This window comes from Ravibacter arvi, assembly GCF_039540405.1.
GTDB classification, from domain to species: Bacteria; Bacteroidota; Bacteroidia; order Cytophagales; family Spirosomataceae; genus Ravibacter; species Ravibacter arvi.
This window is the reverse complement of sequence record NZ_BAABEY010000032.1, coordinates 97,856-114,372: the sequence shown is the minus strand read 5'-3', so window position 1 is coordinate 114,372 and position 16,517 is coordinate 97,856. Positions and strand designations below refer to the sequence as shown.

16 protein-coding genes are annotated in these 16,517 nt (G+C 43.6%); all 16 read left to right on the top strand.

The window, feature by feature from the left end:
- Window positions 1-368 precede the first annotated feature (368 nt).
- Window positions 369-863, top strand: a complete 495-nt coding sequence (locus tag ABD852_RS18585) for a UpxY family transcription antiterminator (RefSeq protein WP_345031612.1) — start codon at window positions 369-371, stop codon at window positions 861-863.
- Window positions 864-924: 61 nt separating this feature from the next.
- Window positions 925-2,208, top strand: coding sequence for a nucleotide sugar dehydrogenase (locus ABD852_RS18580; protein ID WP_345031610.1), 1,284 nt, complete (start codon window positions 925-927; stop codon window positions 2,206-2,208).
- A 6-nt stretch (window positions 2,209-2,214) separates the two neighbouring features.
- Entirely contained in the window at window positions 2,215-3,183 is a 969-nt protein-coding gene (locus ABD852_RS18575) for an SDR family oxidoreductase (RefSeq protein WP_345031608.1), read from the top strand.
- Between the two features lie 58 nt (window positions 3,184-3,241).
- Window positions 3,242-4,636 carry a lipopolysaccharide biosynthesis protein gene (locus ABD852_RS18570; RefSeq protein ID WP_345031606.1) on the top strand — a complete coding sequence of 465 codons (1,395 nt, stop codon included), beginning with the start codon at window positions 3,242-3,244 and terminating at the stop codon, window positions 4,634-4,636.
- Window positions 4,637-5,056: 420 nt separating this feature from the next.
- Window positions 5,057-5,866: an O-antigen ligase family protein gene (locus ABD852_RS23110; protein ID WP_425568823.1), complete on the top strand. Its 810-nt coding sequence runs from the start codon at window positions 5,057-5,059 to the stop codon at window positions 5,864-5,866.
- On the top strand, window positions 5,857-6,999 hold the full coding sequence (locus ABD852_RS18565) for a glycosyltransferase (protein ID WP_345031605.1): 1,143 nt from the start codon (window positions 5,857-5,859) through the stop codon (window positions 6,997-6,999). Before ABD852_RS23110 ends, ABD852_RS18565 begins: the two co-directional genes overlap by 10 nt.
- 240 nt (window positions 7,000-7,239) lie before the next feature.
- Window positions 7,240-8,280 (top strand): polysaccharide biosynthesis protein, encoded by a 1,041-nt coding sequence (locus ABD852_RS18560; RefSeq protein ID WP_345031604.1) that lies wholly within the window; start codon window positions 7,240-7,242, stop codon window positions 8,278-8,280.
- A gap of 13 nt (window positions 8,281-8,293) precedes the next feature.
- Entirely contained in the window at window positions 8,294-8,734 is a 441-nt protein-coding gene (locus ABD852_RS18555; RefSeq protein ID WP_345031603.1) for a WxcM-like domain-containing protein, read from the top strand.
- 29 nt (window positions 8,735-8,763) lie between these two features.
- Window positions 8,764-9,879: a polysaccharide biosynthesis C-terminal domain-containing protein gene (locus tag ABD852_RS18550; protein WP_345031602.1), complete on the top strand. Its 1,116-nt coding sequence runs from the start codon at window positions 8,764-8,766 to the stop codon at window positions 9,877-9,879.
- Window positions 9,880-9,898: 19 nt separating this feature from the next.
- Window positions 9,899-11,038, top strand: a complete 1,140-nt coding sequence (gene wecB / locus ABD852_RS18545) for a non-hydrolyzing UDP-N-acetylglucosamine 2-epimerase (RefSeq protein ID WP_345031601.1) — start codon at window positions 9,899-9,901, stop codon at window positions 11,036-11,038.
- Between the two features lie 299 nt (window positions 11,039-11,337).
- Window positions 11,338-11,865: a serine O-acetyltransferase gene (locus tag ABD852_RS18540; RefSeq protein ID WP_345031600.1), complete on the top strand. Its 528-nt coding sequence runs from the start codon at window positions 11,338-11,340 to the stop codon at window positions 11,863-11,865.
- A 35-nt stretch (window positions 11,866-11,900) separates the two neighbouring features.
- Complete coding sequence (locus ABD852_RS18535; protein ID WP_345031599.1) at window positions 11,901-12,962, top strand: glycosyltransferase; 1,062 nt, start codon at window positions 11,901-11,903, stop codon at window positions 12,960-12,962.
- Window positions 12,959-14,044, top strand: a complete 1,086-nt coding sequence (locus ABD852_RS18530) for a glycosyltransferase (protein ID WP_345031598.1) — start codon at window positions 12,959-12,961, stop codon at window positions 14,042-14,044. Before ABD852_RS18535 ends, ABD852_RS18530 begins: the two co-directional genes overlap by 4 nt.
- Complete coding sequence (locus ABD852_RS18525; protein ID WP_345031597.1) at window positions 14,022-15,257, top strand: glycosyltransferase family 4 protein; 1,236 nt, start codon at window positions 14,022-14,024, stop codon at window positions 15,255-15,257. Before ABD852_RS18530 ends, ABD852_RS18525 begins: the two co-directional genes overlap by 23 nt.
- Before the next feature lie 16 nt (window positions 15,258-15,273).
- Entirely contained in the window at window positions 15,274-15,879 is a 606-nt protein-coding gene (locus tag ABD852_RS18520) for a sugar transferase (RefSeq protein ID WP_345031596.1), read from the top strand.
- A complete protein-coding gene (locus ABD852_RS18515) occupies window positions 15,872-16,498 on the top strand; it encodes an acetyltransferase (protein WP_345031595.1) in 627 nt (208 codons plus the stop codon). The genes ABD852_RS18520 and ABD852_RS18515 overlap by 8 nt, the downstream gene beginning before the upstream one ends.
- Window positions 16,499-16,517 lie beyond the last annotated feature (19 nt).

The following is a 16,517-nucleotide window of genomic DNA, read 5'->3' as shown; positions in this document are numbered from 1 at the left end:
ATTTAAATATTAAATGTCAAAGACCCCGGGTCGGAGCGTGTTACGAACGGGGTGGCGGGTAGTATTAATTGTAGAATTCATTCTATGATATCAGCGATTGTGAAAAGACAGGTAAAGAGTATAGCTTCTGAGTATATCCCATCGTCCCGTTCGGGGAGGGGAACATTTTGATCTTTCCGTTCGAGAGGGTTTTCTGCCGGCTGCATTCCTGAGCTTATCATGATCGCCTTGATCTTTTTGGTCGGGCCATGAGTCTGATAGTCATACGCATACTTCTTTCCTGACAACTATTGCCACCGGGTCCGAATATGGGACTGAAAGGGCGAAGCCGTAAGGGGGAATAACAACAATGGTAAAAATCCGGGGATATGGGCGCTATGAACTGGTTCGTTCTTTATACCAAATCTCGTTTTGAAAAGAAGGTGGCTGAAGGATTGAGGCGGAAGGGCCTGGAAGTATATTGCCCTGTACAGAGAACAAGACGTAAATGGTCGGACCGTTACACTTGGGTAGAGGAACCCCTGTTCAGATCTTACTGTTTTGTGCGGCTTACAGAAAAAGAGCATTACAAGGTTTTCGAGGTACCTGGCGTGGTACGCTATCTTTTCTGGCTCGGGAAACCGGCAGTAGTGCGGGATGCCGAGATTGAAGGCCTTCGGGAGATACTGGCCAATTTTGACCATGAGTGCGTTTCTATATGCGGGTTTGATGTGAACGACCGGGTGAAGGTAAAAGGCGGAGTACTGGATTCGCTGGAAGGCGAGATCGTAGAAAAGCGAGGCAGCAGGCTCCAGGTCTTTATAGATGCGCTAAAGGTTATCGTGTATGTAGATGAGAGAAAGGCGGAACTGGAGAAGGTGTAAAGATGGAAATAGTGACAGAAAAAATAGCTTACAACCAACAAAATCAACGTAAACAAAATAAATGAATAACGCCAGAATTGCAGTTATCGGTCTTGGCTATGTAGGGCTACCGCTTGCAGTAGAATTCGCAAAAAAATACCCGGTTACAGGTTTTGATATAAATGAATCGCGGGTAGGGGAGCTGAAAAAAGGACACGACCGGACGCTTGAAGTAAGTGAGGAAGTATTGAAAGCTGTATTGGCAGACGAGCCGGGAGGCAAAGGACTTTTTTTTGCCAGTGACCTCGAGAACATCGCCGGAGCCAATTATTATATAGTCACCGTGCCTACCCCGGTAGACAGGTACAACCGACCGGACCTTACGCCGCTCTACAGAGCCAGCGAAACTGTAGGCAAAGTGCTGAAGCCCGATGATATTGTCATTTATGAGTCCACCGTATACCCGGGAGTAACCGAGGAAGAGTGTGTACCCGTATTGGAACGCGTTTCCGGGTTACAATACAGGGTGGATTTCTTTGCTGGTTATTCGCCGGAGCGGATCAATCCCGGGGATAAGGAGCATACGGTAGCCAACATATTGAAAATTACTTCCGGATCTGATGAAGCAACGGCAGAGAAGGTCGATAATTTGTATCGTTCTGTGATCGTAGCAGGTACTCACAAAGCTGCAAGCATAAAAGTTGCCGAAGCGGCGAAGGTAATAGAAAACGCCCAACGCGACATCAACATCGCTTTTGTTAACGAGCTGGCGAAGATTTTCAATCGCCTGAACATCGACACCGATGATGTTTTACGGGCCGCCGGGACTAAATGGAACTTTCTTAAATTTAAGCCAGGCCTGGTAGGCGGCCATTGTATTGGCGTAGATCCCTATTACCTGGCACAAAAAGCACAGGAAGTGGGCTACCACCCTGAGATTATACTCGCTGGCCGTCGGCTGAACGATGGCATGGGGGAATACGTGGCGCATGAGGTTATACGGCTCATGGTTAGGAAAGATATTCCGGTTAAAAATGCAAAAATCCTGGTATTGGGGATCACGTTTAAGGAAAATTGCCCGGACGTGCGCAATACCAAGGTGGTCGACATCCTGGCTACGCTGGAGAGCTACGAGACCCGGGTTACGATATATGATCCCTGGGCATCCCCGGCCGAAGTAAAGCATGAGTACGGCTGGGATTGTGTTAATCAGTTAACTGAGATGACAGACTTTGATGCAATCATTTTGGGGGTGGCCCACAAAGAGTTTGAAGCCTTGGAACTGGCTGGCCTGTGTAAGGAAAACAAAGTGATATACGATGTGAAGGGGGTATTGCCCAGGGAATTAGTAGATGCAAGATTATAAGAAAAAATGAAAAAAATTCTCATTACCGGCGGTGCCGGCTTTATTGGTTCCAACCTGACGGAACACTTTTTAAACAAAGGATACAGAGTAACAGTGCTGGATAACTTTGCCACCGGTTATCGCCATAATATTGCCCGGCACGAGGAAAATACTGCCTTCACACTCATTGAAGGGGATATTCGGAATATAGATGATTGCCGGAAGGCGGTTGAAGGCGCTGACTATGTACTGCACCAGGCTGCTCTCGGATCGGTACCGCGTTCTATTAAGGACCCGATTACAAGCAATGACGTAAATGTGTCGGGCTTTTTGAATATGCTGGTGGCCGCACGTGATGCTTCTGTGAAAAGGTTTGTCTACGCGGCTTCCTCTTCCACCTATGGCGACTCGGAAAGTCTTCCCAAAGTAGAGGATAAAATCGGAAAGCCCCTATCTCCCTACGCAATCACCAAGTATGTGAATGAGCTGTATGCCGAGATTTTTTCCAAGACATACGGGATTGAAACAATCGGCTTACGTTATTTCAATGTATTCGGCCGTCGACAGGACCCCAACGGAGCGTATGCAGCTGTAATTCCGAAGTTTGTCATGCAGCTGATGAAGCACGAAAGTCCGGTAGTCAACGGAGCCGGTGATTATTCCCGTGATTTTACCTACATCGACAATGTGATTCAAATGAACGAACTGGCCATATCGACGGATAATCCGGCGGCGGTCAATACCGTTTATAATACGGCGGTGGGCGATCGTACTACCTTAAACCAGCTGGTAGACTACCTGAAGGAGCTTTTGTCTGAATATGACCCGGAGATTGCCGGTGTGGAAATCATTCACGGTCCCGGCAGACAGGGAGACATCCCTCATTCACTGGCCTCAGTAGAGAAGGCGCAACGCCTATTGGGGTACAAATACTCTCATTCCATACGGGACGGCCTAAGGGAGGCGGTAAAATGGTATTGGACGAACTTGAAATGAGTTGATCATGTGCAAGGCCGGTATACCGGAGATCGAAGAATTTGGTTTGTAATTATTAATGATGCTTCGATTACTAAGAGATAAATCGATATTGACGGCGGCTTTTCATAAGCCTTATAACACTTCGACACTGGAAGGCCGCTCTTTTGAACGCAAAAGGCGTATTGCGCTTACTGCATTGACCTCCGCCGTGCTGAGGATTTTGACGATGGCTGTGCCGCTCATTACCTTAAGGATAACCTACGATTATCTAAACGCCGAGGTATATGGTTTATGGAGCGCCGTTACGACTTTTTTCGCGCTTTTTGCATTTAGCGATCTGGGGTTGGGCAATGGACTACAAACTAAATTAAGCCAGGCGAACGGAAAGGACGATATCGTGCTTTGCAGGAAGATAATTTCTAATACCTATATTGTATTATTCCTGGTAGCGCTCATATTACTGACTGCTTTTTTCTCGGCTTTTTGGTTGGTGGATTGGGCGTCGGTAATGAATGCTCAAACGCAGGAGACGATTAATATAGCGGCTTCGATTGTGTTTGTTATTGTTATTCCCAAACTGATTTCCATTCCGGTTGCCATTATACAAAGGACGCAATTGGCTTTGCAGGAGGGATATCGGAGCGATATTTGGGGTATTATCGGCTGTATAGTTAACCTGGTTTTTATTGTAATTATTGCAAAATTAGACCTGGGGAAAGTAACGCTACTGGCATTTACCTCAATTCTGCCTATTCTTTTTTCGGCGGCCAATATGTTTGTCTATTTTGGTTTTCAACGAAAAGACTTAAGGATATCATTCAGGTTATTTGAGCCTGAAACAGCAAAATCACTATTGTCCCTGGGTATATTTTTTTGTATTCTGTCTGTTTTGACGACCCTCGGGCTTTCAATGGATACTTTTATCGTTGCAAGGACAGGTAGTCTTGCCGAGGCAGGGTCTTATTCGATAATATACAAGGTTGCAGCTATTTTTTCAGCAGTCGTGGCTATCCTTTCAGCGCCGTTATGGGGCGCAAATGGAGAGGCAATTGCTAGAGGAGATGTTCAGTGGGTGAGGGATAATACCAGGCGTATGTCTCTTATAATGGTTTCTATTTCTACTTTGCTGGTACTGGTGGGACTTTTATCGGCTAAGTTTCTTTTCAGGATATGGTTGGGACCTGATTTTGAGTTTTCACTTCCGGTGCTATTCTGGATATCGGTAATGCAGATTTTGCTATCGTTTATTTCTCCCTACTTTATGGTTTTGAATGCCTTAGGTGAAATAAGAGTGCAGATTATCCTGTTTTCTATTTACACGCCGCTTTCTTTTGTGCTGAAATATTACTTGTCTGCAATATATGGAGTATCGGTAGTGCCAATGATTGGTGCAATATTTTATTTACTTATAATCGTGACTGGCTGCTATTATTTTTCAAATAAGCAGCTTGCGAAAAGAGAAGGGAAATAATTTTCATAGAGAATTATGAGCTCAATAGCATATAACAATAAGAGTAGATTCTCTTTGTATGAGAAACTAATGATTACGCTGATAATTGTTAGCTTTATTTATATCACATACAAAAACCTTAAAGAGGGATTCAGGAGCTTTTTAGAAGATCAGACGATAGCCGGAGGAGATGTTATTTTTTTTGCTTTCGTGTTAATATTTACTTATTTTCTTTTCTTCCTGAGAAAGCCATATCAGCGGGTACAAAATGTTAATTAAGTACTTGTGATATACTGCCTGTATTTTTTTATTTCCTATTATTTTCTGGTAGATAACGCAGCTTCACTAGGGACGGCTGTGCTTCCTTTCGTGCTTTCCTTGTGGGTATTTTGTTTTGGATTGGGGAGTAAGATTGGTAGCTTAAATACAGATAAACTGTATATGTTTATTTATTATTTTTCCTTGTTTTTAATAATACCTGTAATTGCTCAGACTTTTTATTACTATTATACACATGACATCATTAGTACCATAAAAATGGGGAATGATGTTTTATTTAACACTATCGTTTTCTTTCCCTTTGTTTTTTTGCTAGATCGGAATAAGCTGCTGAGAGCGGTATTGATACTCTTGTTTTTGATAGTTTCTTTTCTTTCATATAAGAGAAGTATTATTATTTCAACGCTGATCGCTTTAGTTGTTTACTATATTTTTGTATCCGATATAAAAGGAAAATTAAAGGGATTGTTCAAATGGTATGTCCTTATTTTTGTTCCGGTTCTTGTCTATCTGAGTACATCTCTGTTTCAACTTATAGGTGAAAATGTTGTCAGCAGATTTGAAAGATTATCTCAGGATGGTGGGAACGGCAGAAATGAGATTTATAGTCGGCTTCTGGATATTTTTATGGAGTCTGATTTCTTGCAAATGCTTTTCGGGCACGGGTACATGAGCACCAGGCGATACATAGGGGTACTTGCGCATAATGATTTTATTCAACTACTTTTTGACTTTGGCATAGTTGGCTTTTCTCTCTATCTGCTGTTTTTTGCTTCTTTTATTAAACTTATTTTTGTTAAATACAAACGTCGTCGTTACTACAGAGTTGAGTATGCCACATTTGTTTCTTTGATTGTTTTTCTGTTGACAATGACTCAGTCAAATTGCTTTATATATTCACCCTTTTTATTATCTCCAATGTTGTTTCTATTGGGAATTCTGAATTATAGGCTGGTTAACGTATGGAAGTAAAGAAAGTTTATATTATAAGAAATTGTTATGAGCCTAATATTGCTTCCATAAATCGTAGTTTGGCATTTTCGAAGGGTTATGGTGAGCTGGGAGTAGATACTAAAGTCGTTTTTGTTTTTCCTAATTATAAGAAAGACAGGGTAGAGCAGAGTTTTTTGAACGTGGAATTCTTGTATTTGTGGGAGAAGTATTGTCCGTCAAATAAATACCTGAGAAATGTATTCCTCAGATTTGCGTTACTGTTATTTGTCTTGAGACTCAAGAAGGATGATACCGTGCTTTTGTACGGTACGATAAATCCGTGGTACTTATTTTGTTTGAAGAGGAACATTCGCATATATAATGAAATAACCGAGCATCCCCGGATACATACAGAGAGAAACGGACTCGTGGGAAAAATTCAATATTGGCTGTTTGGCAAATTTTGTCGCCGAATTGATGGTGTGATGCCAATAACTCCGTCGCTTTCTGAATTTTTTGTAGATGAGTTTGGGATTGCAAGAGAAAAGGTTCAGACTATCAATATGATAGTAGATTCTACTCGTTTTGATAGCGTCAGAGGAGACAAGCGTAAATCCACAATAGCTTATTGCGGTACTATTTCGGAGAAAAAGGATGGTATAAGCGATTTGCTCAAGGCCTTTCAAATTGTGTTGACCCGGTATAAGGATGCAACGCTAACGCTTATAGGAGACTTTGAAAGTAGCGTCACAAGGGAGAATGTTTATGCCTTACTCAAAACATTGAAGATTGAAAATAATGTTCTGATAACCGGGATGATTTCGGCGGATGAAATGCCGGTGTTTTTGTCGGAGGCTAAAGTGTTGGCCTTATCCCGACCTCAAAATATGCAAGCTAAGTACGGTTTTCCGACTAAGTTAGGCGAGTACCTGATGACAGCAAATCCGGTCGTAATTACTGATGTCGGTGATTTTCGACTTTACCTGAAGGATCGTGAAGATATTGTATATGCCGCTCCTGACAATTTTACGGACTTTGCAGACAAGCTATTGTGGGTATTGGATAATTATGATCAGGCCAAAATAATTGGTATGAAAGGACGACAGGTGGCTTTGGACAGTTTTAACTACCGGATTGAGGCTGAAAAAGTTTTGGATTTTATATTTAAATGAGTTCTCCGTCGGAATTGTCGGTGGTAATCCTGCCAGGGTAATTGGCGAGGTGGCAGGGCTGGAAGAGAGGATGTTGAAGTATAATATGAATACCAAGGGGCTTAGTTATGAGGAGAAAAGAAACTATCTTCTCAAGCAGGAAGACGATAGGTTTATCAGGAAATAATATTTTCGTCGCGCATTACAAGCCTGATGCGCAAGCGGGTTCTGAGAGGGCTGAAGATTATTTTGTTAATTATTATGCAGCAAAACATTCAAAATAAAACACTTCTTATTACCGGTGGTACCGGTTCTTTCGGAACTGCGGTGCTGACCAGATTCTTGTATACAGATCATTTTAGCGAAATCCGTATTTTTTCCCGCGATGAGAAGAAGCAGGACGATATGCGGAATTTGTACAAGAACGATAAGATCAAATACTACATAGGCGATGTTCGGGACTACACGAGTGTTGAACCTGCTACGAGGGGGGTCGACTATGTGTTTCATGCCGCCGCGCTTAAGCAGGTGCCGTCATGTGAGTTTTTCCCAATGCAGGCGGTTCAGACCAACGTAGTCGGTACCCAGAATCTGATTCGGGCCGCTGCATCGAATGGTGTAAAAAAAGTGATCTGTCTTTCTACCGATAAAGCTGCGTACCCCATCAATGCTATGGGAATTTCCAAAGCAATGATGGAAAAAGTTGCAGTAGCGGAGTCGCGAAGCCTGAAGGATACAGTCGTTTGCCTCACCCGGTATGGAAATGTAATGGCTTCGCGGGGTTCGGTGATTCCCCTGTTTTTATCGCAGATCCAGAAAGGTGAGCCTATTACGGTGACGGACCCCAATATGTCCCGGTTTTTTATGTCGCTGGAAGATGCGGTAGATTTGGTACTATTTGCTTTCGAACATGCCAATCCCGGGGATTTGTTTGTGAATAAGGCGCCCGCCGGTACTATCGGTGATCTGGCGAAAGCTCTTATTGATCTGACCGGGAAAGAAGTTCCGGTAAAGGTTATTGGTACCAGGCACGGTGAAAAGCTCTATGAAACCCTTTGCACGCGAGAAGAGATGCTGAAAGCGGAAGATATGGGTGATTTTTACAGGATCCCGGCAGATAACCGGGACTTGAACTACGCAAAATATTTTTCTGAAGGAGAACGCGATATCTCAAAAATTGAAGATTACCACTCGCATAACACAGAACAGCAGGGGGTAGAAGGATTGAAGAGATTGATATCGACGCTTCCGTTGATCCGTAGGGAAGTTTTTGGCGAGGAGGCGTTGCAATTTCCTTTGTAAAATAGTCGGGAAGATGAAATTTATAGAAGGTGGGATCGGGAAGGATTGGAGAGGGGAGATCCGGTTTGTGAATGATTTTGACATGTCGCCGGTCAGGCGCTTCTACACAATCAAAAACTCGGATACACAACTTGTCCGCGGTTGGCGGGCTCACAGGACAGAGCAGCGCTGGTTTTATGTCCTGTCGGGCAGTTTTGTTGTTGATGTTGTAAGAATTGACAATTGGGAGGAGGCGTCCCCTGATTTACCCGTTGAAAGATTCACGCTTTCGGCAGCGGATCACCGGGTACTGCATTTGTCCCCGGGATACGGTACGGCTTTCCGGGCACTTGAAGAAGGGAGTGAATTGCTCGTTTTCGCCGACTCTTCTATCGGCGACGCGGTAAACGACGACTATACCTACCCGTTGCCCTATTTTAAAAACCGGATACTGGATCAAGCCGGACATGATTAGAATTGGATCTTGACGTTAAAGAATAGAATATGAAGGTAGGAATAACCGGTAGAAACGGTTTCGTTGGTAATCACCTTTACAATACGCTGGGTCTGTACCCGGATGAATTTGAACGGGTCTGTTTTGAACGGTCTTTTTTTGAAGATGAGGACAAATTGGATGCCTTTGTCGCGCAATGTGACGTAATTGTACACCTGGCAGCTTTAAACCGGCATGACAGCCAGGATTATCTCTACGAGACCAACGTAAAGCTGGCTACCGAGCTGGTCGCTTCGCTCAGGAGAACCGGGTCCGGAGCCCAGGTTATTATTTCATCTTCGACACAGGAAGAAAGGGATAACCACTACGGCCGATCCAAGAAAGCGGGCCGGGAAGCTATAGCAGAATGGGCCCGGGAGAGTGGAGGAAAGGCGCTGGGCCTGGTAATTCCTAACGTTTTCGGGGCCTTTGGCAAGCCATTTTATAACTCGTTCATTGCAACTTTTTGTTATCAGCTAACGCACGGAGAGCAGCCGTCCATAGCGGTTGACGGGCTGGTGGGGTTGATTTATGTACAGGAACTGGTAGACCGCATCATCAGGGAGATCAGGGATAATACTCACCAGGAAAACCTCATGATTGAACCGACAGCGAGTTATAAGGTTTCCGATGTGCTTGGGTTATTGGTCGGCTACCGTGATCTCTACTTTAATAAAGGCGAAATCCCGGATTTGAAGAGCACCTTTGAAATCAATCTGTTCAATACGTTTCGGTCCTTTATAGATCATAATGATTTTTTTCCTGTGAAGTTCACACAACACACCGATCCGAGAGGGTCGTTTGTGGAGGTGATCCGGCTTGGAATCGGCGGACAGGTTTCTTTTTCAACGACGGTTCCCGGAGTTACGCGGGGTAACCACTTCCATACGCGCAAAATTGAACGCTTCGCCGTGATTAAAGGGAAAGCGTTGATTCAGCTGAGAAAGATCGGAACCGATCAGGTTTTTGATTTTTACCTGGACGGCAACGAGCCGGCTTACGTGGATATGCCGATCTGGTATACGCACAATATCCGGAATATAGGTGAGGAAACCCTTTATACAAATTTCTGGATTAACGAGCCTTATAATCCGGAGGATGCAGATACTTATTTCGTTGAAGTTTAGAATATTACAGCATAAAAGAATGAAAAAACTAAAAGTAGTTTCCGTACTTGGAACCAGACCGGAGATTATCCGGCTTTCACGTGTGCTGAACGCGCTGGATAATTCCGATGCTATTGAGCATTTCCTGGTCCATACGGGGCAAAACTATGATTACGAGCTCAATCAGATTTTTTTCGAAGACCTGGGAGTCCGGAAGCCCGATTATTTCCTGGAGGCAGCTGGAAAGACGGCTACCGAAACTATCGGTAATATCCTGATCAAAATAGACTCCCTGCTGGAGCAGCTTGAGCCACAAGCTTTTCTCGTGCTGGGTGACACGAATTCATGCCTGTGCGCCATTCCTGCCAAAAAGCGTCACATTCCTATTTTTCATATGGAAGCGGGAAACCGTTGCTTTGACCAGCGCGTGCCGGAAGAAACCAACCGCAAAATAGTGGATCACGTTTCTGATATTAACCTGACCTACAGTGACATTGCGCGGGAATACCTGCTTCGGGAGGGGTTGCCGGCAGACCGGGTGATTAAAACCGGTTCCCCCATGTTTGAAGTTCTTCACCACTACCTGCCTGAGATCCAAAAGTCGGCGGTATTGACTAAGCTGGGTCTTGAAGCCGGCAAATACTTTGTGGTTTCATCACATCGGGAGGAGAACATCAACTCGGATAGGAATTTCAATAGCCTCATGGATTCTTTGAATGCTATTGCAGAGAAGTACCAATACCCCATTATTGTGTCTACCCATCCGCGCACGCGTAATATGATTGAAAAAAAGCAAGTGATGGTTAGGCCGGAGATTCAGTTTTTGAAGCCTCTTGGGTTTCATGACTACAATGCGCTGCAGATGCATGCCTATGCGGTTCTTTCGGATTCAGGCACTATTTCCGAAGAGTCTTCTATTTTAAATTTCAGAGCGCTCAATATACGCCAGGCGCATGAACGGCCTGAAGCGATGGAAGAAGCAAGTGTTATGATGGTCGGGCTTTCACCGGAACGGATCATGCAGGGGCTCGTGCAGCTGCAGCAGCAGCAAACGGGAAAATCCAGGAATTTTCGGCAGGTAGCCGACTATTCCATGCCCAATGTTTCGGAAAAAGTGGTGAGAATAATTATATCATATACGGACTATATAAGGCGTACGGTTTGGAGTGAAATGATATAAGTTGAGGACGTTCGTTACGAATATGCCGCGCCGGAGTTGCTACTCCAATCGATTACCTTTTGCTAAAAATATTTGATCAATAGACGGTTAATAGTGAGACCCTGCTTGAAAGTTGGAGAAGCACAGGTCTTTAAAATATAGTATGATATAAGCGTACTTTAAGCAAATTATGCCGGGTACTATAATTGAATATCTCACGAATATGTATTCAAAAGCATAAAGTTTAGATAGTCAGTTGCTTATATGGATAAATCCGGATTCTTACAGGCCGGTAAATAATTAAGTAAATACTCAACGTTATGTATAAATATGATTTATTCCGCTATGGCATAAAGGGGAAACTCGCTTTGCTAAAAGGGTTATTTATTCCGGGATTTAGATACACATTTGTCTTGAGAGTAATTCAAAATCGGATACCCGTCATCAGCTTTCTTTTTAAATTTCTTTGGCGACTTTTATCGAGATGGTATGGCATTCAAATAGAATACAATACAAAAATAGGAAAGGGTTTTTATATCGGACATTTCGGTACCATAGTTGTCAATGGAGAGAGTATCATTGGAGAAAATTGTAACATATCTCAGGGCGTCACGATTGGTCGAACAAATCGTGGCGATAGAAAAGGTGCTCCTACAATTGGGGATAGTGTCTACATTGGCGCGAATGCAGTCGTAGTCGGAAAGGTTAGTATTGGAAATAATGTCTTAATAGCTCCGAATTCATTCGTGAATGTGGATGTTTTGCCTAATAGTATTGTGCTTGGAAACCCGTGTAGGATTGTCCCTAAAGAGGATGCTACCCTGGACTATATTAATCGGAAGGTATAGAGGTAATACCCTTTCAACTAGTCGTTAATTCATCGATGAAAATTTTGTTTATTACACCTTCTTTTAGCACGGGTGGAGCGGAAAAAAATATGCTGAACATTATCAACTCTATAAACGAGTCTGATTTTGATATTTATCTTATTGTGTGTACCAGACATTCCAATTATGCAACTCTTTTAAATAAGCGCATAAAACTCTATCAATTGGGGTATTCAGATGTTAAAGGGGCATTTCCGGAGGTTTTTAAACTCATTAGAGAGATTAGACCGTCTATTGTATTCACAAGTGCTTTGCACTTATCATTACCTATTTTATTTTTAAAGAAAATCGGAGTATTTAGTTTTGCCAAGATTACGCGGATTCCGAGCCTGCCAAGTAACAGACTCGGCACGGGCGGGGTAAAAGGGAAGGTGATGGATTTTTTTGCCGGAAAACTTTTAAATACTTCTACGGCAATTATTGCGCAGACTGCACGCATGAGAGATGAGGTAATTTCTTTCTATAAGGCGAAACCTGAGAAGGTAGTATTAATTTCAAATATCGTTGATTTAGAGACTATTAAGAGGATGGCGAACGAAGCGGTGACGAAAGTTACTTCTTCGTTTGTTTTCATTGCCGCCGGATCTTTGTATTCTGCCAAGGGATTTGATTTCCTTATACGTGCCTTTGAAATGCACGTCAGAGAGTTTCCCTCAACGGAATTACATATTATAGGGGAGGAGTCGGTTGAGCCTGGTTACAGGAATTACCTGGAGAGCTTAATTTCTGAACTGAAGCTAAGTAAAAACGTTTTTTTGTTAGGATATAAGCAAAATCCTTATAAATACTTTTCTAACGCTGATGCTTTTGTCCTGTCCTCTGTAAAGGAAGGATTCCCAAATGTTGTTTTGGAGAATATTGCGTTGAATAAGCCCGTATTAGTTACTGATTGTGTAGATTTTAACGGAATAGTTAATCAGGACAACGGCGTTGTGGTGGCTAAACAGTCTGTTGAGGCTTTATTGTTTGGTTTAAAGGAAGTGAGGAAATTGAAACCGAAAGCAAGTTCTTTCGATAATTTCGATTTTAATCGTTGGTTCAAGACATTGACTAAATGAAGGTTGTTCAGATAATAACGAGTTTGAATGTAGGCGGAGCTGAAAAATTGTTGATTGATAGCCTTCCGTTTTATCGGAAGAATGGTATAGTGCCGGAGGTAGTCTACCTCTTGAACAAGCCTACATTGTTAGTGGACCAATTAGAGAAAACTCACGAAGGAAATCATTACTGTTTGACTAAGGGTTCTGTATATAACCCCATGCTTATTTTTAAACTGATTCCTTTTTTGAGGAATAATGATATTGCGCATGTTCATCTCTTTCCAAGTTTATACTGGGTTGTTCTGGCGAAACTGATAAGTTTTTCTTCGATTAAAATTGTATATACGGAGCATAGTACTAATAATAGAAGACGGGCGAATGCTTTATTAAAGCTAATTGACCGGTTTATCTATCGGAAGGTGGATACCATAATAACTATAGCCGATGAGGTAGACAAGAAGCTTAAATCTCATTTGGGAATGGAGAACGTCTCCTCCTTTCGGGTTATTAATAACGGAGTTAATTTGACTAGTTTTAGAGATGCGCTACCATATCCGAAATCTGATTTTTTCGATGAGAGTTCTATCATTTTAATTCAAGTTTCCAGTTTCAGATACCCGAAGGACCAGCCAACGGTAATTAGGGCTATCAGGGGCTTGGACAAAAAGGTGAAATTGTTGTTGGTCGGAGAAGGACCATTAATGGAGGATAACATCAAATTGGTTGCTGAGCTGAATCTGCAGGATAGGGTGTTGTTTTTGGGTTTAAGAGACGATGTTCCCAGGTTATTGAAGACCAGCGATATTGTTATTCTTTCATCAGTGTATGAAGGGTTGTCTTTGTCCAGTATTGAAGGTATGGCTGTAAAACCTTTTATCGCATCGGACGTTCCCGGACTCAGAGAAATCGTAAATGGATACGGAATGCTATTTAAGCAGGGCGACGTCAGGCAACTCGGCGAAAATATTGTGTCTTTATACAGTGATAGGGAATTATATGGTAGGATAGCCACTCAATGCGCGGGAAGAGCACAAGAATTTGATATAGAGATCATGGTTGGTAAATATATTGATGTTTATGGAAGATTACTCCAGACCTAAACTTATTAGGATTACAACGGTTCCGGTTTCTTTGAAAACGCTTTTGAAGGGACAGCTTCGTTTTATGCATGAGAATGCTTTTGAAGTGGTGGGGGTCTCTTCTCCCGGCATTGAATTGCAGGAGGCGGCACAAAATGAGGGAGTCCGTGTCGTGCCTGTTGAGATGACCCGTACCATTTCTCCCCTGAAGGATCTAAAGTCTGTTTGGAAATTGTTTTTTTTTTTCAGACGGGAGAAGCCGCAAATTGTTCATACCCATACGCCAAAAGCCGGGATAGCGGGTATGCTGGCTGCAAGGCTGGCGGGAGTACCGCATCGCTTACACACCGTAGCAGGGTTGCCGCTTTTGGAAGCAAAGGGGATTAAAAGAGTGCTCTTAAATGTAGTTGAAAAAGCAACCTACGCTTGTGCTACCCGAGTATACCCCAATTCATATGGTTTGTTCAATATTATCATTCAGAATAGATACACCAGGGCCGAGAAGCTTAAAGTCATAGGTAATGGAAGCTCGAATGGTATTGATACTACCCGGTTTTGTGCTGCCCATTTTTCGGAGGCTTATTGTCAGCAGCTCAGGCATTCTCTCCAGATACAGCCCGATGACTTCGTTTTTATTTTTGTAGGCCGAATGGTGGGCGATAAGGGGATCAACGAGTTGGTGGGTGCGTTTAGTAAAATGACGGGTCAGGGAAAGAGCGGATCCGGCGATCCGCATATACCGGGGGGAGAAAGCGTTACTCTCAAATCCGGAGTTAAGCTTCTTCTCATTGGTAATTTTGAAAGAGATTTGGACCCGCTTTTACCTGACACAGAAAGAGAGATTAATACTAATCCCGACATTATCTTCGCAGGTTATCAATCAGATGTGCGTCCTTTCTTCGCTATAAGCGATTGTCTCGTTTTTCCCAGCTACCGGGAAGGGTTTCCGAATGTTGTGATGCAGGCCGGAGCTATGGAGTTGCCGGCAATTGTATCCAATATTAACGGTTGTAACGAAATCGTAGAAGAAGGGAAGAACGGTATGATTGTCGAGCCCAAAGACCAGGAGGCACTGCAAAGCGCAATGAAGTATGTATTGGAGCATCGGGTTGATTATGATAAGCTGAAGCAACATGCCCGTGATATGATCACATCCCGTTATGAGCAAAGTGTAATTTGGGCCGCTTTGTTGGAAGAATATAGAAATTTGTTAGTGCAGAATACAGGATCATAGGTTAGTCTCCATTATAATGTATCGGTATCTTATAAAACCTTTTGCTGATTTTCTTATTGCATTACTTTGCCTTGTGTTGCTGTCACCAGTGTTAATTGTGGTGGCCTTCTGTCTGTTCTTTGCCAATGGCGGACAACCTTTCTTTTTCCAGATGCGCCCGGGAAAGAACGGCCGGATCTTTCGTATCGTTAAATTCAAAACGATGAACGATAGAAAAGGTAGTAACGGAGAGCTGCTCCCCGATGCGGAACGGCTGACGCGCATAGGCGCCTGGGTGAGAAAGACCTCTCTCGACGAAATTCCCCAGTTGATTAACGTATTGAAAGGGGATATGTCGCTTATAGGTCCGCGCCCTTTACTTGTGCAGTACCTGCCTTTGTACGACGAAAGACAGGCGAGGAGACATGAGGTACGGCCGGGCATAACGGGCTGGGCGCAGGTAAACGGGAGAAATGCGATCAGCTGGCAGCAAAAGTTCGAATATGATGTCTGGTATGTAGATCACATGACCTTCGGACTGGATATGAAAATACTCTGGCTTACCCTGAAAAAGGTAGTAGTCAGAGAGGGAATCTCACAGGCCGGACAGGCCACGATGGAAGTATTTAAAGGAAATGGATAAACAGGAAAAATTGTTCCTATTCGGAGCCAGCGGGCACGGAAAGGTAATCCTGGAAATTGCCGAACAGCTCGGTATTCCGGTTGGCGGATTTATTGACGCAGACCCGGGCATCACGCTCGTGGCGGGCTATCCCGTTATGCGCGAAGTGCCGGCGCGGGCGCCGATGGTCATTTCGATCGGGAATAATAGAACCCGTGCACGTATTGCAATGGCGCATCCCGGGAATATATATCCGGTACTTATACACCCCAGATCCTGGGTATCGCCCCGCGCGATAGTCGGGGCCGGAACAGTAGTGATGAGCGGCGCCACCATTCATACGGAGACCCGGATCGGGCGCCATTGTATTATCAATACCAACGCTTCGGCGGACCACGAGTGTCGTATTTCCGATTACGTACATATTTCGCCCAATGCGGCGCTGGCCGGTGATGTAGCAGTGGGTGAAGGGACGCATATCGGAATAGGAGCCTGCGTGATACAGGGCGTCAGGATAGGGAAGTGGTGCACGATCGGGGCGGGCGCAGTAGTAATCCGGGATGTTCCCGACTATACCGTGGTAGTAGGAAACCCCGGCAGGGTCATCCGTAAAACAGACGAATTCATATCTCTCAGCTAACGATTTAATATTTATCAAT